We start from the raw sequence: 17,246 nt of genomic DNA, 5'->3' as shown, positions 1-17,246 counted from the left end.
GGCCCGACCAGGGGCCCGCCCTAGCCGCCCGTTGACCCCGACGGATCCACCGTCGCCTGATGTTCCTGGGCCAGGTGTTCCTCCGCCTTGAGCCACGGCAGGAACTGCGCCTTGCGGGTCCAGCCGCAGGTGTCGCAGGTCAACTGCCGTTGTACGCCCGCTTTTTGCACGTGGACGACGTGTTCGCGCCCGTGCTGGTCCCATCTGCTGACCTTGCTCGTGGTCGTCGAAGACATGGCGCCCAGTGTGCAGCAAAGGCCCCCGGTTCCGTGGCCGGAACCGGGGGCCTTCGTGCCAAGAAAGAGTGAACGTCGCCGGACGTCAGCAGCCGACGAGGCGCGTCGCCAGGTAGCCCTCGATCTGGTCGAGGGACACCCGCTCCTGCTTCATGGTGTCGCGCTCGCGCACGGTCACCGCGTTGTCCTCGAGGGTGTCGAAGTCGACCGTCACGCAGTACGGCGTGCCGATCTCGTCCTGGCGGCGGTAGCGGCGGCCGATGGCGCCCGCGTCGTCGAACTCGATGTTCCAGTTCTGCCGGAGCGCCGCCGCGAGGCCCTTGGCCTTCGGGGACAGCTCCGGGTTGCGGGACAGCGGGAGCACGGCGACCTTCACCGGGGCGATGCGGTGGTCGAAGCGCATGACCGTGCGCTTCTCCAGCTTGCCCTTGGCGTTGGGGGCCTCGTCCTCGATGTAGGAGTCGAGCAGGAAGGCGAGCATCGTGCGGCCGACACCGGCGGCGGGCTCGATGACGTACGGAGTCCAGCGCTCGCCGGCCTCCTGGTCGAAGTAGGAGAGGTCCTGGCCGGAGGCCTTGGCGTGCGCCGACAGGTCGTAGTCGGTGCGGTTGGCGACGCCCTCCAGCTCACCCCACTCGGAGCCGCCGAACTGGAAGCGGTACTCGATGTCGGCGGTGCGCTTGGAGTAGTGGGAGAGCTTCTCCTTCGGGTGCTCGTACCACCGCATGTTCTCCTCGCGCAGGCCCAGGCCGGTGTACCAGTTCCAGCGCTGCTCCATCCAGTACTCCTGCCACTTCTCGTCCTCGCCCGGCTTGACGAAGAACTCCATCTCCATCTGCTCGAACTCGCGGGTGCGGAAGATGAAGTTGCCGGGCGTGATCTCGTTGCGGAAGGACTTGCCCATCTGGGCGATGCCGAACGGGGGCTTGCGCCGGGAGGTGGTCTGCACCTGGGCGAAGTTGGTGAAGATGCCCTGGGCGGTCTCGGGGCGCAGATAGGCGACGGAGCCGCTGTCCTGGGTCGGGCCGAGGTGGGTGGAGAGCAGGCCGGAGAACTGCTTGGGCTCGGTGAACTGGCCCTTGGTGCCGCAGTTGGGGCAGTTGATGTCGGCGAGGCTCTCCGGGGCGCGGCCCTTCTTCTCCTCGAAGGCCTCCTCCAGGTGGTCCGCGCGGAAGCGCTTGTGGCAGGAGGTGCACTCGGTGAGCGGGTCGGTGAAGGTGGCGACGTGGCCGGAGGCCTGCCAGACGTCGGTGGCCAGGATCACGGACGAGTCGATGCCGACGACGTCTTCCCGCGAGGTGACCATGTAGCGCCACCACTGGCGCTTGAGGTTCTCCTTCAGCTCGACGCCCAGGGGTCCGTAGTCCCAGGCGGCGCGCTGGCCGCCGTAGATCTCACTGCACGGAAAGACGAAGCCTCGGCGCTTGCTCAGGCTGACGATGGTGTCGATCTTGTCGGCGGCCACGGTGCTCTCTTCATTACGACGACGGCGAAGCCACGCTTCGGGGCTGACGAAGCGCATGCCTCAGGAGCGAATGCTTCAGATTACCGGCGGCCGTACCCCTCGGATCAAATCGGTTGTGCTCACGATGGGTTCCGGCCGTGCGGGGAGGGGGGTGGCGACGGTGGGTGGGTCGTACAGCCATCGCTCAGTGCGAGCGGTTGTGTACAGATCGACACTTTGTTGACAACCGTTTCCAATTTTGTTGAAAATGACTGTCATGAACGTACGACGCCTCATACCCACCGCCGCCCTCGCGACCGCCACGGTCCTGGGTGTGACCGCCCTGTCCGGCTGCTCCTCCGACGCGGCGGACAAGAACGCCGAGGGCAAGCTGGACGTGGTGGCGTCGTTCTACCCCATGGAGTTCCTGGCCAAGGAGATCGGCGGCGACGACGTCGAGGTCACGACGCTCACCGAGCCCGGCCAGGAGCCGCACGACCTGGAGATCAGCGCCAAGCAGACGGCGCAGCTGGAGAACGCGGACGCCGCGCTCTTCCTGAAGGGACTGCAGCCCTCCGTCGACGAGGCCATCGGCCAGTCCGGCATCAAGACCAAGATCGACGCCGCCTCGCTGACCAGCCTGGAGAAGCACGGCAACGAGGTGGGCGGGCACTCCGACGAGCACGACGAGCACGGCGAGGGCGACGAGCACGGCTCCGAGGAGGAGCACGGCGACGAGCACGGCCACGAGGGCCACACCCACGAGACCCCGGGCGGCAAGGACCCCCACATCTGGCTGGACCCGGTGCGCTACGCCGAGGTCGCCGAGGGCGTCGGCAAGGCCTTCGCCAAGGCCGACCCGGACCACAGGGCCACGTACGAGAAGAACACCGCCGCCCTGGTGAAGAAGCTCAAGGGCCTGGACACGGACTTCAAGAACGGCCTGAAGGACACCGCGTCCAAGGCGAAGGTCTTCATCACCACGCACGCCGCCTTCGGCTACCTCGCCGAGCGCTACGGCCTCACCGAGGAGGCCATCTCCGGCCTGGACCCGGAGAGCGAGCCCAGCGCGAACCGCGTCAAGGACCTCCAGGAGATGGCCAAGGCCGACGACGTCACGACCGTGTTCTACGAGACGCTGGTCAGCGACAAGACGGCGAAGACCCTCGCGAAGGACGCGAAGCTCAAGACGGACGTGCTCGACCCGATCGAGGGCATCACGAAGAAGTCCAGGGGCGACGACTACATCGAGGTGATGCGGTCCAATCTCGCCGCCCTCCAGAAGTCGCTCGGCGCCAAGTGACCTCCGCCACAAGCCCGTCACCGTCACGGAAGGCATCCGCCATGGCCGACGCCAAGAGTGAGCCCGTCATATCCCTGCGCGCGGTGACGGCGGAGCTGGGCGGCCGCCCGGTGCTCCGCGGCATCGACCTCACCGTGGCGCGCGGCGAGGTGGTCGCGCTGCTCGGCGCGAACGGCTCCGGCAAGTCCACGGCCGTGCGCACGGTCATCGGGCAGGTCCCGGTCACCGGCGGCGCGGTGGAGATCTTCGGCACGCCCCGGCGGCGCTTCCGGGACTGGGCGCGGGTCGGCTACGTCCCGCAGCGCACCACGGCCGCGGGCGGCGTCCCGGCGACGGTCACCGAGGTCGTCACGTCCGGGCGTCTTTCGCGGGCCCGCTTCGGCGTGCTTCGCCGGGCCGACCGGGAGGCCGTGGCGCACGCCCTGGAGCTGGTGGGCATGGCGGACCGCGCCAAGGACTCGGTGAGCGCCCTGTCCGGCGGCCAGCACCAGCGGGTCCTGATCGCCCGCGCCCTGGTCTCCGAGCCCGAACTGCTGATCATGGACGAGCCGATGGCGGGCGTCGACCTGGCCAGCCAGGAGGTCCTCGCGGCCACCCTGCGCCACCAGGTCGAGCAGGGCGCCTCGGTGCTGCTCGTGCTGCACGAGCTGGGCCCCCTGGAGCCGCTCATCGACCGCGCGGTGGTCCTGCGCGACGGCTGCGTGCTGCACGACGGCCCGCCGCCCAAGGCCGTCGGCCAGCACGCGCTGCCCGGCCACGACCACGTCCACCCGCACGACGCCGACGCGGCCCCGGTCCGCACCGGCCTGCTCACCTGAGGACCCGGCGATGGAATTCCTGAACTACGCGTTCATGCAGCGGGCGCTGCTCGCCGCCGCCCTCGTCGGCGTCACGGCGCCCGCGGTCGGCATCTATCTGGTGCAGCGCCGCCAGGCCCTCATGGGGGACGGAATCGGCCATGTCGCGATGACGGGTGTCGGCCTCGGCTTCCTGCTCTCCACGTCCCCGGTGTGGATGGCGACGGCGGTCGCGGTGGTCGGAGCTGTCGCGATGGAGCTGATCCGCTGGTACGGCAAGACGCGCGGCGACATCGCCCTCGCGATGCTGTTCTACGGCGGCATGGCGGGCGGCGTGATGCTGATCAACCTCGCGCCCGGCGGCTCGAACGCCAACCTGAGCTCCTACCTCTTCGGCTCGCTTTCGACGGTCTCGGAGGAGGACGTGACGGCGATCTGTCTGCTCGCCGCGTTCGTGGTCCTCGTCACGGTCGGTCTGCGCCGCCAGTTGTTCGCGGTGAGCCAGGACGAGGAGTTCGCTCGTGTGACGGGTCTGCCGGTGCGGGCCCTGAACCTCCTGACGGCCGTGACGGCGGCCGTCACGGTCACCGTCGCGATGCGGGTCGTGGGCCTGCTCCTGGTGTCGGCGCTCATGGTGGTGCCGGTGGCGGCGGCGCAGCAGTTGACCCGGAGCTTCGCGGCGACGTTCGCGATCGCGGTGGCCATCGGGATCAGCGTGACGCTGGGTGGCACGGTCACGTCGTACTACCAGGACGTGCCGCCCGGAGCGACGATCGTGCTCCTGACGATCGGCGTGTTCATCGTGCTCACGCTGCTCGCGACGCCTCTCGCCCGCAGACGGGCACGGGCCTTCGCGGCGCGCGACACGGCGTGCACGGCGGACGTGCCGGGCGCGCGGGGCACGTCGGACGAGGTCACTGTCTGAGATCACTCTGGTCACCGTCCGGCGGCGACCTGGCACAATGGCCGGGCGAGAGACGACGCACCACGCGAGTGCGGACGAGTGCTGACGAGTGCTGGGAGGCACCTGTGACGACCGCTGCGGGACCCCCCGTACGAGGCCGGTCCACCCGGCAGCGCGCCGCTGTGGCGGCCGCGCTCGACGAGGTGGACGAGTTCCGCAGTGCGCAGGAGCTCCACGACATGCTCAAGCACCGCGGTGACTCCGTGGGCCTGACGACGGTCTACCGCACGCTGCAGTCCCTGGCCGACGCCGGCGAGGTCGACGTGCTGCGCACCAACGAGGGCGAGTCGGTCTACCGCCGCTGTTCGACCGGCGAGCACCACCACCACCTGGTCTGCCGCGTCTGCGGCAAGGCCGTGGAGGTCGAGGGGCCCGCGGTGGAGAAGTGGGCGGAGACGATCGCCGCGGAGCACGGCTTCGTGAACGTGGCGCACACGGTCGAGGTCTTCGGTACATGCGCGGACTGCGCCAGCAAGAAGCAGTGACGTACGACTGACGTACGTACGAGGGGCCCGCACCGCCGGTCGGCGGTGCGGGCCCCTTCGCGTACGCCGACTAGCTGTTGGCGATCTGCTCCTCGTTCGGGATGGCGCCACCGAAGCGGCGGTCGCGCGAGGCGTACTCCAGGCAGGCGCGCCACAGGTCGCGGCGGTCGAAGTCGGGCCACAGGACGTCCTGGAAGACCATCTCGGCGTAGCTGGACTGCCAGATCAGGTAGTTGGACGTGCGCTGCTCACCGCTGGGCCGCAGGAAGAGGTCCACGTCCGGCATGTCCGGGTAGTACATGTACTTGGCGAAGGTCTTCTCGTTGACCTTGCCCGGATCGAGCCTGCCCGCCGCCACGTCCCGCGCGATGGCCTGCGCGGCGTCGGCGATCTCGGCGCGGCCGCCGTAGTTGACGCAGAAGTACAGCGTCATGGCGTCGTTCTTGACGGTCTGCTCCTGGGCGACCTGGAGCTCCTGGACGACGGACTTCCACATCTTGGGCATACGGCCCACCCAGCGGATCCGGATGCCCAGCTCGTCCATCTCGTCCCGGCGGCGCCGGATGACGTCACGGTTGAAGTTCATGAGGAAGCGGACCTCTTCGGGCGACCGCTTCCAGTTCTCGGTGGAGAAGGCGTACAGGGACAGGTTCTTGACGCCCATCTCCAGGCAGCCCTTGAGGACGTCGAGGACGACACCCTCGCCGACCTTGTGGCCCTCGGTGCGCGGCAGGCCGCGGTCCTTGGCCCACCGGCCGTTGCCGTCCATGACGACGGCGACGTGCTTGGGGACAAGCTCGCCGGGGATCTTCGGCGGCCGCGCGCCGGACGGGTGCGGCTCCGGCACCTTGTACTCGCGGCGGCTCCGTCCGAGGATTCCGCGTCGTGCGACTGCCATGAGGGACTCTCACTCCTAGCTGAGCTTGGTCAGTTCTTCTCTACGTACCGCAGCGAGCGCAGGCCGCGCTCCATGTGCCAGTGCAGATAGGCCGATACGAGCCCGCTGCCCTCGCGGGCGTGCCGGGCCTCGCAGGAGTCGGCCGTCGCCCAGTCCCCGGTGAGCAGCGCGCCGAGGTGCGTCAGCGTCTCCGCCGACGGCACGACGCTGCCCGGCACCCGGCAGTCGGCGCAAATCGAGCCGCCCGCGGCGACGGAGAAGAAGCGGTTGGGGCCGGGCAGGCCGCACTTCGCGCAGTCGTTGAACGTGGGCGCGTAGCCGTTCACGGCGAGGGAGCGCAGCAGGAACGCGTCGAGGACGAGGTGCGGCTCGTGCTCGCCGCGGGCGAGGGTGCGCAGCCCGCCCACCAGCAGCAGATACTGCTGCACGGCGGGCTCGCCCTCATGATCGGTGAACCGCTCCGCCGTCTCCAGCATGGCCGTCCCGGCCGTGTACCGGGCGTAGTCCGTCACGATCCCGCTACCGTACGGAGCGATCGTCTCACTCTGCGTGCACAACGGGAGCCCGCGGCCGACCAGTTCGCTGCCCCGCGCGAAGAACTGCACGTCCACGTGCGAGAAGGGCTCCAGGCGCGCCCCGAACTTGGACTTCGTCCGCCGCACCCCCCGGGCCACGGCCCGCACGCGTCCGTGCCCGCGCGTGAGCAGCGTGATGATGCGGTCCGCCTCACCCAGCTTCTGGGTGCGCAGCACCACACCGTCGTCACGGAACAGGCTCATGGGGCCATTCTCGCGTACGGCGGCAGGCCGACGGCCACGGGTGCAGTGCCGGGGGCCACGGTTCATCGCGGACCCCCGCCGATTTCCTCTGGTTCTCGCCAGCGGGCCGGTAGCGTACGGGGACACCCTTGTCCGCACCGGAAGCCCCGTGAGCGTGCAACCCGACGGCCCGTACGGCCCGCTAATCCCGATGCCCGAGCCGACGCCTGACGCACTACGCGCAGCTGTGGCCAAGATCGCGCCAAGCCGCGTCCCGGCGCTCACCCAGCACCTCTTCGAGGCGACCACGAACGCCCAGCAGACGCAGAGCCTCGCCCCCTTGCGGGCGTTCATCCACTCCTGGGCCGTATTCGTGGCGATCGAGCGGCATCCGCAGCGGGCGGCACGACTGCGGGCGCTGGAGCGCCTGATCGCCGACGGGCGCGAGCAGGACCCCATGGACGCAGTGACAGAAATCCGCCAGATCCAGGAGGCCGCGGAGGCCGAGGCCGGCCTTCGGTGAGCGACTGGACCTGGGACTACAAGCTTCCTCCCCGTCCCCCGCCACGAGTGCGTCTACGTCTGCAACATCACCTGGTACGGCTGACGCCCCCGCGGCACGTCAAGGCACCTCACCGCGGCTGCGGGCATTCGCGTACGCCGTCGCCGCGCGCAGCCGCTCCGCGCTCGTCGCCGTCCTGAGCACCTCGGGGGCGCAGTCCCACTCCCGGCCGCCCCCGTACGGCCGCAGCTGTACGTACGGCCCCTCGTGGCCCATCACCCGGCCCACCCGGCCCGACCTCGTGTCCACCGCGTACGTGCCGATCGGCAGCCTCATGACGACCGCACCGCCCCCCGGCCGCACCCCGCCGCTTTCGGCGAAGAAATTCCTGTCCGTTCCGGGGCGGCGCGCAATTCTTCCACTGTTTCCTCCACCTCTTGGAGCCCACCCGCAGAGTGCCGGTGGCCTGCGACGTTAATCGCCGTCACGTGGCTCCCCTTTGCCGTCGGATTTCACGCTTCGTGTCTCCACGATGACGCGGTCCGCCTACACTCGGCAGGAGTCTGTGCGCTACAAGTGCGCGGCTGAGGAGGGGAGTTCATCCATGGCCAAAGGTGCTCATGGATCCCGGCAGGCCGCGTGGGAGTTCTTCGGGGCGGAGCTGAAGCGGCGGCGCGAGGAGGCCGGGTTCACGCAGGTCGAGCTCGGTGCGCGGGTTTTCGTGTCGGGTGGCTACATCGGCCAGTTCGAACAGGCTATTCGTAAACCGCAGTTGGATGTGGCCCAGCGGATTGACACGGTTCTGCAAACCGAGGGCTTTTTCGAGCGCATGTGGCGCAAGCTGATCGATGACAAGCGGTATGCCGACTATTTCGCCGAGGTCGTCGAGCTGGAGCGGATGGCGACCAAGATCTGCCAGTTCGCCCCGTCGGTGATCCCAGGGTTGTTGCAGACCGCCCGCTACGCGCAGGCGATCACGCTCGCGGCCAATCCGTTCGTCACGGACGAGCACGTGAACGAGCGGGTATCCGCGCGGTTGGAGCGATCACACATCCTGAAGGACGCTACGAGGCCGGAGTATTGGGCGATCCTGCACGAGAACGTGCTGAGGGTGCCGGTGGGCGGACCCCCCGCCATGGCGGAGCAGTTGGAGCACATCGCTACGCTGGCGCGGGAACGCAAGGTGCTGCTGGCCGTGGTCCCACGCTCACACGGAGCGTGCGCGTCGATGGCTGCCATGCTCCAGCTGATGGAGTTCGACGACGCGCCGCCGACCGTCTATACAGAGACCTCGTTTTCGGGCGACTTGCTGGACGATCCGGCGGTGGTGAAGCGTGCACAGCGCGCATACGATCTGCTCAGGGGCGCCGCGCTGTCGCCGGAGGTGTCCCTCGCCATGGTCGAGTCGGCGGCTGAGGACTTCAGACGATGCACGAGTACGACCTGAGCAACGCGTGCTGGCGCAAGAGCAGCTACAGCAACGGCGAAGGCGGCGAGTGTGTCGAAGTCGCCGCCGGGCTCCCCGGAGTCGTCCCCGTCCGGGACAGCAAAGCCGACCCCGACGGCGGCCCCGTCGTCCTCATAGGCGCCCCCGCCTGGTCCGCGTTCCTCACCGGGCTGTGCGGCGCCGACGCCAGTACGCCCACGTGACCGCCCCCAACAAGGGCCCCCACAACAACAGCGGGGCATAGCTGACGTACAGCGCCGCGGCCTGCCACGCCCCCTGTCTGGTCGGGTAGTCGTCGGCGAGGGGCTCCCCCGTGATCGTGACCCCGGACGCCTCCGCCACGAACGCGCTCGTCCACAGTGCCGTGACGAGCACGGCGCCGATCGCCGCCGGGACGACCGCCGCCAGCGTCGGCACCGCGCGGCCCCGCAGGAACGGCACCCAGCGCGGGAACACCTCGCCCCACCGCGTGACGAGCCCCACCGCCGTGAAGGCGAACAGTTCGGAGACGAGGGACAGGAACAGCATGTAGGACCACCCCGGCACCCACACCGGGAGATCACCCCGCTTCGCGTGGCTGCTCTCGTCGAGGAACCAGCCCGCGATGCGCCAGACGCCGGACGGCAGCACGGTCAGCGGTACGGCGAGCGCGGCCAGCCAGGCCCACTGGGGGACGCCGTCGGCACGGGCGTGGGCGGCGGCCAAGCAGGCCCGCAACCGGCCGGACGGAGGCGGGAGTTCGGTACGGGTGTCCGTCGTCATGGGGCCAGCCTCGCGATCACGCCCCGCCGCCCGGATCGCCCACCGGGACGAAGCACCTCCGCCGCGCGGCGGACCCCGGGTCAGCCCAGGAGGTCGACGGTGTTGCCGAGGCCGCGCCGCTCCGCTTCCTGGTGGGCCAGCCACGACAAGGCGAGATCCTGCCACGGCAGACCCACGGGCGCGTACACGGACAAGGCGCTCGCGCCCACGCGCCCGGGGTGCTCGCCGCGCAGGACCTCGCCGAGGGTGGCGTCGGCGGCGGACGCCGGAAGGCCGACGGACGCCAACGCGCCCATGGAGGCGGCGAGTTCACGGTCGTCGACGACGAGGAGGGCGTCCCGCAGGAGGTCGGCGGCCAGCTCCCTCTTGCCGGGTTCGTCCACGCCGAGCGTGGTGAGGTGCTGGCCGGGGCGGGCGTCGGAGAAGCCGAGGAGGGGGGTGCGGGACCAGGTCGCGAGGAGGACCACGTCAGCGCGGGCGGCGACGTCGGCGGCGGACGCGGACACCTCGCCCTCGTGGCGGGCGGCGAACTCGGCGGCGCGGGCCGCGTCCGTGTCGTACACGGCAAGGCCGCTGAAGCGACGCAGGGCACGCAGTCCGCGCACCATCAGCTCAGCCTGCGCGCCCGCGCCGATCACGCCGAGGACCGCGGTCCCCGAGGGGTCGGGGGCGGCGAGGGCGTGCGTGCCGAGGGCGGCGGCCAGGCCCGTGCGCCAGGCGGTGACCGTGGCCGAGTCGAGGAGGGCGAGGAGTTCGCCGTCGGCGCCGCCGTGCAGGCAGATCACCCCGCGCAACGCGGGCCGCGCGCCCGGGAACTTGGCGTTGACCTTCACGGTGTACGCGTCCACACCGGGCAGAAGCCCGGGAATCAGTGCTGTCGCCGTCCCCGGGAACGGCAACTCCGTCCGCACGCGCTGCCCGGCGACCGACACCTCGTCCGCCGTGCGGAAGCCGTCCGCGAGCGCGTCGAGGCAGGCGGCGGGGTCGAGGAGGGCGGTGAGGTCGCTGTGGGTCAGCAGGCGCGTCATCCCTTGATCGTGCCACCGCGCCTCGACCGCGCCCCGTCCGACCTCTACGGGAAGGAGGCACCGCGCCCCGGACGACCCCAGCCCAGCACCTTCCCCACGTACTCCCCGAGCCGCCCCCGGATCTCCTCCCCCGACATCCCCTCCGCCGCCACCAGGTGCTCGACCAGGTCTGCCCGCACAGCGGCGAGCAGCACGTGGGAGGCGTAGTCGGCGTCGGGCACCGCCTCCGTCTCCGCGAGCGCGTCCCGCAGGGCGCCGTGCCACCAGCCGTAGTGCTCCGCCTCGTACGGGCTGCCGGCGCCCGACTCCTCCAGGGCGAGGGACAGATGGCGGTTGTCGAGCTTGAGGACGAGCAGGGCGTCCAGGAGCGCGGGCACGCGGTCGGGGGCGGGGGTGGCGGGGCCGAGCGGGGGCGGTCCCGACTCGACGGCGGCGCGCACCGCCTCGCTGCGGGCCGTGAAGACCGCGCGGATCAGGCCGGTGCGGTCGCCGAAGCGGCGGAACAAGGTGCCCTTGCCGACGCCCGCCGCGGCCGCGACCTGCTCCATGGACACGCCGCGCGGGCTGTCGCTGCGCGCGAACAGCTCGTCGGCGGCGGCGAGTACGGCCTCGCGGTTGCGCGCCGCGTCGGCGCGCGCCTTGCGTTCTGTCATGGGGGCACCTTTACAAAGCGGACCGGCGGTCCGTATCGTTAAGCGGACCGACAGTCCGAATCGTAGAGGACGGGACATCAGCATGCCCAGCACACCCGCCGCATCCCCCACGCCCTCCGACCTGTACCGCCAAGGCATCCGCCTCCTCCTCGCCGGCGACATGGCGGGCTGGATCGACCTGTTCGCCGAGGACGGCGTCGCCGAGTTCCCCTTCGCGCCGGAGGGCTGTCCGCGCCGCGTCGAGGGCAGGGACGCTCTCGGCGCGTACCTGCGCGGCCTCGGCGAGCACATCGCGTACGAGGACTTCCCGTACGTCGACATCCACGAGACGACCGCCCCGGAGACGATCGTGGTCGAGATGCGTGCGACGGGCCGCGTCACCGCGACGGACGCGCCCTTCGACATGACGTACATCGCCGTGGTCACCGTCAGGGACGGCCGCTTCACGCACTACCGCGACTACTGGAACCCGCTCGGCATCCCCGACACCCTCCAGGAGGCCGTCGGTGCCTGAGCGACACACCGTCCTGGTGACGGGCGCCACCGGCACCACCGGCAGCCGCGTCACCGCCCGCCTCCTCGCCCTCGGCCACACCGTGCGCGCCGCGAGCCGCTCGGGCCGCACCCCGCAGCCGGGGGCCGGCGCGGTCCGCTTCGACTGGTACGACGAGGCGACGCACGCGCCCGCCCTGCACGGGGCCGACCGCGTCTACCTGGTGGCGCCGGTCGGCGACCCCGACCCGGTCGCCGTCGTGCTGCCGTTCCTGCGCCGGGCCCGCGCGGCGGGCGTGACCCGGGTGGTCCTGCTGAGTTCGTCGGCCATCGAGGCGGGCGGCCCCGCCCTCGGGCAGATCCACCGACTCCTCGCCGAGGAGGGCCTGTTCGAGGAGTGGGCCGCGCTCAGGCCGTCCTGGTTCATGCAGAACTTCACCGCCGACCACCTGCACGCCGAGAGCGTCCGCACCGACGGCGTCCTGACGACCGCCACCGGCACCGGCCGGGTGTCCTTCGTCGACGCCGACGACATCGCGGCGGTGGCCGCGCACGCCCTCACCGCCACGCCCCCGCCCGGGCACGACCTGGTGATCACCGGCCCGGAGGCGCTGACGTACGACGAGGTGGCGGCGACGCTCACCGATGTCACGGGGCGGGCGGTGACCCACCGCGCCGTGTCGGCCGGCGAACTCACCGACCGGCTCACCGAACGCGGCCTGCCCGCCGGGTTCGCCCGTGTCCTGGCCGCCCTGGACGACGGCATCCGGGGCGGCGCCGAGGACCGCGTCACGGACACCGTGGCCCGCCTCACCGGCCGGGCGCCACGCTCCTTCGCGGACTACTGCCGGGACGCCTGGTCGCGCCCGACCGTCACCGACCCGTCGCGGTGATCGAGGCGCAGCCGCACCCTCTCCCCCGCCGCCGTCACCCGCGTCCGCACCTGCACGCCCTCCGGGAGCCCCGCCGCCACGGGCTCGACCCCGGCCTCCGCCCGCACCCGGTCGAGCAGTTCGCGCATCGCCTTGGGGTCGGGGCGCAGGCCCAGGTACCAGGCGGTGCCCCGGCCGTAGTCGTGCCGGGTCACGGCGGGGCCGCCCCCGTCGTACGCGAGGACCTGCTCGGCGCCCTCCAGGCGGATCTCCTCCGCCCAGCCGCCGTCGGGGCGCGGGTCGAACTCCTCGACGGTCAGGCCGAGCACCTCGCGCAGCGGTCCGGGGTGGCCGCCGAGGTGCACGCGGTCGTGCTCGTCGACGATGCCGGAGAAGTACGACACGACGAGCGTGCCGCCGTCGCGCACGTAGGCGGTGAGGCGGGCGGCCGTCTCCAGCGACATGGAGTACAGGTGCGGCACGAGCAGCAGCCGGTACGCGGCGAAGTCTCCGTCGACCGGCACCACGTCGCACGCCACCGACGCGTCGTACAGCGGCTTGTGGAGGGCGAGCGCGCCGTCCAGGTAGTCCACCTCGCTCGGGTGCGCGTCGGTCTCCAGGGCCCACCAGTTGGGCCAGTCCAGGAGCAGCGCCGCGTCCGCCCGCTCCGGCCGTGACCTCAACAGGTCGGGGTGCGCGGCGAGTTCGGCGCCCAGCTCGGTCACCTCGCGGAACGTGCGGGTCTCACGGCCCGCGTGGGGCACCATCGCCGAGTGGAACTTCTCGGCGCCGCCGCGCGACTGGCGCCACTGGAAGAACAGCACCGCGTCCGCGCCGTGCGCCACGGCCTGCCAGCTGTCCAGGCGCATCCGTCCGGGCGGCTTGCGGCCGTTGTGGGCGCGCCAGTTGACGGCCGAGGGTGCCTGTTCGAGGAGCAGCCAGGTCTGTCCCGCCTTCAGGCCGCGCATCACGTCGTAGCTGAAGGCGGTGCGCTGGGCGGCGTCCGGGTCGTGCGGGTCGGGATAGGAGTCGTACGAGACGACGTCCAGGTGCGGGGCCCAGCGGAACAGGTCGAGGGTCTTGGCGACGGGCACGAAGTTCGTGGTGACGGGGGTGTGCGGGGTGACGCGGGCGAGGACGTCCTTCTCGGCCAGGTAGCAGGCGAGGAGCTCGTCGGAGGAGAAGCGGAGGAAGTCGGCCTGCTGGGCGGGGTTGCGGAAGGAGGGGGCCGCGCGCGGGGTGTGGATCTCCTCCCAGGCGCTGTAGCGCTGCGACCAGAACGTCGTCGACCAGGCGTCGTTCAGGGCGTCGAGGGTCCCGTACCGCTCGCGCAGCCAGTCGCGGAACGCCGCCGTGGACACCTCGCAGTGGCAGTGGCGCGAGATGTGGCAGCCGTACTCGTTGCCGATGTGCCACAGGGCGAGCGCCGGATGGTCCGCGTACCGGGTCGCGAGGCGTTCCGTCAGGCGCACCGCGTGGCTGCGGAAGACCGGGCTCGAGGGGCACCAGTGCTGGCGGGAGCCGGGGTGCAGACGGGTGCCGTCCGCCATCACGGGCAGGGTCTCGGGGTGGAGGCGGGCCAGCCACGGGGGCGGGGACGCCGTCATCGTGGCCAGGCAGACGGCGACGCCCGCGGCGGCGAGGCGGTCCAGGTGGGTGTCCAGCCAGGTGAAGTCGTGGGCGCCGGGGGTCGGTTCGGTGGTGGCCCAGCCGAAGATGCCGAGCGTCACCAGGTTCACGCCCGCCGCGCGCATCAGCTCGACGTCCTCGGCGTGCACGTCGGGGCCCCACTGCTCGGGGTTGTAGTCGCCGCCGTACGCGAGGGACGTCAGCCTGTCGTAGAAGCGGTCCAGGTTGCCGCTGCTATCACTGCTCCCGCTGCTGCCGTCGGTGCCGCCAGTGCCGTCGGGGGTCATCCCACACCTCTCGATTCCTGTCCCGCCCGCGCCTCGATGCCGCGGAAGTGGTCCGCCATCGCCCGCTGCGCGGCACCCACGTCGCCCGCGCGCAGCGCCGCCACTATGTCGCGGTGCCTGCGCACGGTGACGTCGGGCGCCGGGTCGCTCGACCAGCCGCGGACGCCCGCGACCCGGTGGAAGACGTGCCAGAACGCGCCGAGCAGCTGGGTGACGAGCGTGTTGCCGAGCGGCCGGTACAGCGCCTCGTGGAACTCGCGGTCCAGGTCCGGGAAGGCGTCCCCGGCCGCCGCCGCTTCCTCCATCCGCCGCACCAGGTCCTCCAGGCCGCTCAGCTCGGCGTCGGTGAGCACCGCCGCCACCGCACGCACGAGACCCTCCTCCAGGACCGCCCTGACCTGCAGGATCTCGGCGAGCGCGGGGGTGTCGTCGGCGAGCTGGACCAGGGTGCGGAAGGTCAGGCCGTCGGCGAGGGGGGTCAGGGAGGCCTGGCCGACATAGGTGCCGTAGCCGTGCCGGATCTCCACGATGTCCAGGGCCTGCAGCGCCTTGAGGGCCTCGCGCACGGAGTTGCGGCTGACGCCCAGCTCCTCCATCAGCTCGGCCTCGGTGGGCAGCAGCGCGCCGGGGCGCAGCCGCCGGTCCAGGATCAGCTGGGTGACCTCGCGCTGGACCTGGCCGCTCACACGCCGTTCACCGGACCGCCTTGGGGCGGGCCCGGGCCGTTCACGGATGGGCTCCTGAGGCATGCGCCACATCGTAGGCACGGATGACATCCCACGTCCCACCTCCGGACGAACTTCTGCGTACGCGGCGGCCCGTCCGGGCCTGAGGGTTGCTCAATTCCGATCCGGGAACAGCGGGTTCTGATCCGTGCGCGTTCTCTTGACCGGCACTCGCGGCCCTCTTATGGTCGCCACGCCAGCACGACGTAGGACGTGGGATCTCCCACCGGAAGAACTACACCTCCCTCTCACCCGGCACTTGGGGAGCAGGCCTCCCCACTCCTTCATGGAGGCACTGTGAGCCACCTGATCCCCGTGACGCGCGACGGCGGGCACGGCCCCGACCGCCGGTCCTTCCTCAAGTACACCGGCGCCGTGGGCGCGGCGGCGGGTCTCACCGGCACGCTCGCGGCCTGCTCGGGACCGGAGTCGACGAACGACACCGGTGGCGGCGGCAAGGACGGCGGCACCCTGACGGCCGTCATCGGCTATGGCAACGACGGCAGTTGGGACCCGACGCAGACGGCGTCGGCGTTCGCGATGGCGGGCAACGAGCACATCTACGAGGCGCTGCTCGGCACCGACCCGATCAGCAGGGAGCCCTACGCCCAGCTCGCCACGGCGGTGCCCGCCGACCTGAAGGCGACGACCTGGAAGTTCGAGCTGCGCGCGGGCGCCACGTGGCACGACGGCAAGCCCGTCACCGCCGACGACGTGGTGTTCGTGTTCGACCGGATCCTGGACCCGAAGACGCAGACCCTCGCCAAGGGCTTCTTCGCGAGCTGGCTCAAGGAGGTCAGGAAGGTCGACGCGCGGAACGTCGAGCTGGTCCTGAAGTTCCCCTTCCCGGACGGCGCGGCCCGGCTCACCCTCGCCAAGATCATGCCGAAGCACGTCTACTCCAAGCCGGGCGCCTGGGACGACGCGACCAAGGGCAAGGCGATCGGCTCCGGCCCCTACCGGCAGACCGCCCACCAGCCGAAGTCGAACACGACCTTCGAGGCCTTCGCCGACTACAACGGCCCGCGCAAGGCCGCCTTCAAGAAGATGAACTGGCTGACGATCGTCGACGCGGCGCCGCGCGTCGCGAAGATCTCCGGCGCCAGCGCGGACGCCGAGATCTCCGACAACATCCCGTACGCCAACATCGAGCAGCTGAAGAAGGGCGGCATGACGGTCGAGGGCGGGGCCGGCATGAACAACCTCTTCCTGATGTTCAACACCGCGCACAAGCCGTTCGACGACGTGCGGGTGCGCCAGGCGCTGCACTACGCCATCGACCGCGAGAAGATGATCGAGGTCGCCCTGAAGGGGCACGGCAAGGCCGCCTCGTCCTTCCTGAACGAGGGCAACCCGAGCTACCGCCCGGCGAAGACCGTCTACGCGTACGACCCGAAGAAGGCCAAGGCGCTCCTGAAGGAGGCCGGGGTCGACAATCTGAAGATCGACATCATGGCGGTCAACGTCAGCTGGATCGTCGACTGCCTGCCCACCATCAAGGCGTCCTGGGACGCGATCGGCGTGCAGACCACGCTCGACCCGCAGGAGACCACGGCCGTCTTCACCAAGATGGACCAGAAGAAGGACTACCAGGTCGTCGCCGCCGCCTCGAACCCCAACCAGTTCGGCATCGAGGCCGACCTGATCATGCATTACAACTACGGGCCCGACAACCTGTGGATGGGTTACGCCCGCTGGGCGAAGAACGCCCGCGCCAAGGAGTTGTTCCGGCTCATGGACCGGGCGACACGCGAGCCGGACGCCACCCGGAAGAAGACGATGGTGCAGGACTACATCGACATCGTCGCCGAGGAGGCCGTGCTGTACCCCGTCGTGCACAACGAGCTGATGACGGCGTGGGACCCCAAGCAGCTCACCGGTGTCCGCGCCCAGCCCTACCCCGGGATCAACCTGCTGCAGGCCAAGTGGGCCTGAGCGACGTGCGGAATCCGAACGCCGGCGGC

The 17,246-nt window shown here is 70.9% G+C and carries 20 protein-coding genes; 10 read left to right on the top strand and 10 right to left on the bottom strand.

The genetic code is table 11. From position 1 onward, the window contains the following. Positions 1–20 precede the first annotated feature (20 nt). Together AB6L24_RS07015 and AB6L24_RS07010 are read right to left on the bottom strand one after the other, a co-directional pair. A complete protein-coding gene (locus tag AB6L24_RS07015) occupies positions 21–236 on the bottom strand; it encodes a hypothetical protein (RefSeq protein ID WP_405653309.1) in 216 nt (71 codons plus the stop codon). Positions 237–321: 85 nt separating this feature from the next. After that, on the bottom strand, positions 322–1,701 hold the full coding sequence (locus AB6L24_RS07010; RefSeq protein WP_405653307.1) for a glycine--tRNA ligase: 1,380 nt from the start codon (positions 1,699–1,701) through the stop codon (positions 322–324). A gap of 256 nt (positions 1,702–1,957) precedes the next feature. On the opposite strand from AB6L24_RS07010, the gene AB6L24_RS07005 reads away from it, so the two are divergent. The 4 genes from AB6L24_RS07005 (at position 1,958) to AB6L24_RS06990 (ending at position 5,229) form a co-directional block, all read left to right on the top strand. Then, the gene (locus AB6L24_RS07005) at positions 1,958–2,983 is read left to right on the top strand and encodes a metal ABC transporter substrate-binding protein (RefSeq protein ID WP_405653305.1); all 1,026 of its coding nucleotides are present in this window, start codon (positions 1,958–1,960) and stop codon (positions 2,981–2,983) included. A gap of 41 nt (positions 2,984–3,024) precedes the next feature. Further along, on the top strand, positions 3,025–3,801 hold the full coding sequence (locus tag AB6L24_RS07000) for a metal ABC transporter ATP-binding protein (RefSeq protein WP_405653303.1): 777 nt from the start codon (positions 3,025–3,027) through the stop codon (positions 3,799–3,801). A gap of 10 nt (positions 3,802–3,811) precedes the next feature. Next, positions 3,812–4,705 (top strand): metal ABC transporter permease, encoded by an 894-nt coding sequence (locus AB6L24_RS06995; RefSeq protein WP_405653301.1) that lies wholly within the window; start codon positions 3,812–3,814, stop codon positions 4,703–4,705. Between the two features lie 104 nt (positions 4,706–4,809). After that, positions 4,810–5,229 carry a Fur family transcriptional regulator gene (locus tag AB6L24_RS06990; protein ID WP_405653299.1) on the top strand — a complete coding sequence of 140 codons (420 nt, stop codon included), beginning with the start codon at positions 4,810–4,812 and terminating at the stop codon, positions 5,227–5,229. 70 nt (positions 5,230–5,299) lie between these two features. On the opposite strand, the gene AB6L24_RS06985 is transcribed toward AB6L24_RS06990, so the two are convergent. Next, positions 5,300–6,127, bottom strand: coding sequence for an isoprenyl transferase (locus AB6L24_RS06985; RefSeq protein WP_380857146.1), 828 nt, complete (start codon positions 6,125–6,127; stop codon positions 5,300–5,302). A gap of 29 nt (positions 6,128–6,156) precedes the next feature. Beyond that, on the bottom strand, positions 6,157–6,906 hold the full coding sequence (gene recO, locus AB6L24_RS06980; RefSeq protein WP_030357672.1) for a DNA repair protein RecO: 750 nt from the start codon (positions 6,904–6,906) through the stop codon (positions 6,157–6,159). A 190-nt stretch (positions 6,907–7,096) separates the two neighbouring features. Here recO and AB6L24_RS06975 point away from each other — a divergent pair, with 190 nt between their 5' ends. Continuing rightward, positions 7,097–7,408 (top strand): DUF6247 family protein, encoded by a 312-nt coding sequence (locus AB6L24_RS06975; RefSeq protein ID WP_405657066.1) that lies wholly within the window; start codon positions 7,097–7,099, stop codon positions 7,406–7,408. Positions 7,409–7,507: 99 nt separating this feature from the next. Here the strand turns inward: AB6L24_RS06975 and AB6L24_RS06970 are convergent, their stop codons facing one another. Beyond that, entirely contained in the window at positions 7,508–7,723 is a 216-nt protein-coding gene (locus tag AB6L24_RS06970) for a hypothetical protein (RefSeq protein WP_405653296.1), read from the bottom strand. Between the two features lie 268 nt (positions 7,724–7,991). Here AB6L24_RS06970 and AB6L24_RS06965 point away from each other — a divergent pair, with 268 nt between their 5' ends. Together AB6L24_RS06965 and AB6L24_RS06960 are read left to right on the top strand one after the other, a co-directional pair. Next, positions 7,992–8,834, top strand: a complete 843-nt coding sequence (locus AB6L24_RS06965) for a helix-turn-helix domain-containing protein (protein ID WP_405653294.1) — start codon at positions 7,992–7,994, stop codon at positions 8,832–8,834. Then, positions 8,816–9,037: a DUF397 domain-containing protein gene (locus AB6L24_RS06960; RefSeq protein WP_405653292.1), complete on the top strand. Its 222-nt coding sequence runs from the start codon at positions 8,816–8,818 to the stop codon at positions 9,035–9,037. Before AB6L24_RS06965 ends, AB6L24_RS06960 begins: the two co-directional genes overlap by 19 nt. Here AB6L24_RS06960 and AB6L24_RS06955 read toward each other — a convergent pair. The 3 genes from AB6L24_RS06955 to AB6L24_RS06945 form a co-directional block, all read right to left on the bottom strand. Further along, positions 8,997–9,596 carry a hypothetical protein gene (locus tag AB6L24_RS06955; RefSeq protein ID WP_405653290.1) on the bottom strand — a complete coding sequence of 200 codons (600 nt, stop codon included), beginning with the start codon at positions 9,594–9,596 and terminating at the stop codon, positions 8,997–8,999. The genes AB6L24_RS06960 and AB6L24_RS06955 overlap by 41 nt on opposite strands. An 80-nt stretch (positions 9,597–9,676) precedes the next feature. After that, positions 9,677–10,624, bottom strand: a complete 948-nt coding sequence (locus AB6L24_RS06950; RefSeq protein WP_405653288.1) for an ornithine cyclodeaminase family protein — start codon at positions 10,622–10,624, stop codon at positions 9,677–9,679. 44 nt (positions 10,625–10,668) lie between these two features. Further along, positions 10,669–11,277, bottom strand: a complete 609-nt coding sequence (locus AB6L24_RS06945) for a TetR/AcrR family transcriptional regulator (RefSeq protein WP_405653286.1) — start codon at positions 11,275–11,277, stop codon at positions 10,669–10,671. Between the two features lie 82 nt (positions 11,278–11,359). Here AB6L24_RS06945 and AB6L24_RS06940 point away from each other — a divergent pair, with 82 nt between their 5' ends. After that, entirely contained in the window at positions 11,360–11,791 is a 432-nt protein-coding gene (locus AB6L24_RS06940) for a nuclear transport factor 2 family protein (RefSeq protein WP_405653284.1), read from the top strand. Further along, a complete protein-coding gene (locus AB6L24_RS06935; RefSeq protein WP_405653282.1) occupies positions 11,784–12,662 on the top strand; it encodes an NAD(P)H-binding protein in 879 nt (292 codons plus the stop codon). Before AB6L24_RS06940 ends, AB6L24_RS06935 begins: the two co-directional genes overlap by 8 nt. Here AB6L24_RS06935 and AB6L24_RS06930 read toward each other — a convergent pair. After that, complete coding sequence (locus AB6L24_RS06930; RefSeq protein WP_405653280.1) at positions 12,611–14,557, bottom strand: beta-galactosidase; 1,947 nt, start codon at positions 14,555–14,557, stop codon at positions 12,611–12,613. The genes AB6L24_RS06935 and AB6L24_RS06930 overlap by 52 nt on opposite strands. Beyond that, positions 14,554–15,315, bottom strand: a complete 762-nt coding sequence (locus AB6L24_RS06925; protein ID WP_405657064.1) for a FadR/GntR family transcriptional regulator — start codon at positions 15,313–15,315, stop codon at positions 14,554–14,556. The genes AB6L24_RS06930 and AB6L24_RS06925 overlap by 4 nt, the downstream gene beginning before the upstream one ends. Before the next feature lie 273 nt (positions 15,316–15,588). On the opposite strand from AB6L24_RS06925, the gene AB6L24_RS06920 reads away from it, so the two are divergent. Next, entirely contained in the window at positions 15,589–17,217 is a 1,629-nt protein-coding gene (locus AB6L24_RS06920; protein WP_405657063.1) for an ABC transporter substrate-binding protein, read from the top strand. The last annotated feature ends 29 nt before the right edge of the window (positions 17,218–17,246 follow it).

This window comes from Streptomyces sp. RK9 (genome assembly GCF_045070545.1).
Classification (GTDB): domain Bacteria; phylum Actinomycetota; class Actinomycetes; order Streptomycetales; family Streptomycetaceae; genus Streptomyces; species Streptomyces alboflavus.
The sequence above is the reverse complement of the archived record's forward strand: the minus strand, read 5'-3'. Positions and strand labels throughout refer to the sequence as shown.

Coding starts and splice junctions, on each gene's coding strand:
- AB6L24_RS07015 (WP_405653309.1), bottom strand. CDS start 236: ATGTCTTCGACGACCACGAGCAAGGTCAGCAGATGGGACCAGCACGGG.
- AB6L24_RS07005 (WP_405653305.1), top strand. CDS start 1,958: ATGAACGTACGACGCCTCATACCCACCGCCGCCCTCGCGACCGCCACG.
- AB6L24_RS07000 (WP_405653303.1), top strand. CDS start 3,025: ATGGCCGACGCCAAGAGTGAGCCCGTCATATCCCTGCGCGCGGTGACG.
- AB6L24_RS06995 (WP_405653301.1), top strand. CDS start 3,812: ATGGAATTCCTGAACTACGCGTTCATGCAGCGGGCGCTGCTCGCCGCC.
- AB6L24_RS06985 (WP_380857146.1), bottom strand. CDS start 6,127: ATGGCAGTCGCACGACGCGGAATCCTCGGACGGAGCCGCCGCGAGTAC.
- recO (WP_030357672.1), bottom strand. CDS start 6,906: ATGAGCCTGTTCCGTGACGACGGTGTGGTGCTGCGCACCCAGAAGCTG.
- AB6L24_RS06975 (WP_405657066.1), top strand. CDS start 7,097: ATGCCCGAGCCGACGCCTGACGCACTACGCGCAGCTGTGGCCAAGATC.
- AB6L24_RS06970 (WP_405653296.1), bottom strand. CDS start 7,723: ATGAGGCTGCCGATCGGCACGTACGCGGTGGACACGAGGTCGGGCCGG.
- AB6L24_RS06965 (WP_405653294.1), top strand. CDS start 7,992: ATGGCCAAAGGTGCTCATGGATCCCGGCAGGCCGCGTGGGAGTTCTTC.
- AB6L24_RS06960 (WP_405653292.1), top strand. CDS start 8,816: ATGCACGAGTACGACCTGAGCAACGCGTGCTGGCGCAAGAGCAGCTAC.
- AB6L24_RS06955 (WP_405653290.1), bottom strand. CDS start 9,596: ATGACGACGGACACCCGTACCGAACTCCCGCCTCCGTCCGGCCGGTTG.
- AB6L24_RS06950 (WP_405653288.1), bottom strand. CDS start 10,624: ATGACGCGCCTGCTGACCCACAGCGACCTCACCGCCCTCCTCGACCCC.
- AB6L24_RS06945 (WP_405653286.1), bottom strand. CDS start 11,277: ATGACAGAACGCAAGGCGCGCGCCGACGCGGCGCGCAACCGCGAGGCC.
- AB6L24_RS06940 (WP_405653284.1), top strand. CDS start 11,360: ATGCCCAGCACACCCGCCGCATCCCCCACGCCCTCCGACCTGTACCGC.
- AB6L24_RS06930 (WP_405653280.1), bottom strand. CDS start 14,557: ATGACCCCCGACGGCACTGGCGGCACCGACGGCAGCAGCGGGAGCAGT.
- AB6L24_RS06925 (WP_405657064.1), bottom strand. CDS start 15,315: ATGTGGCGCATGCCTCAGGAGCCCATCCGTGAACGGCCCGGGCCCGCC.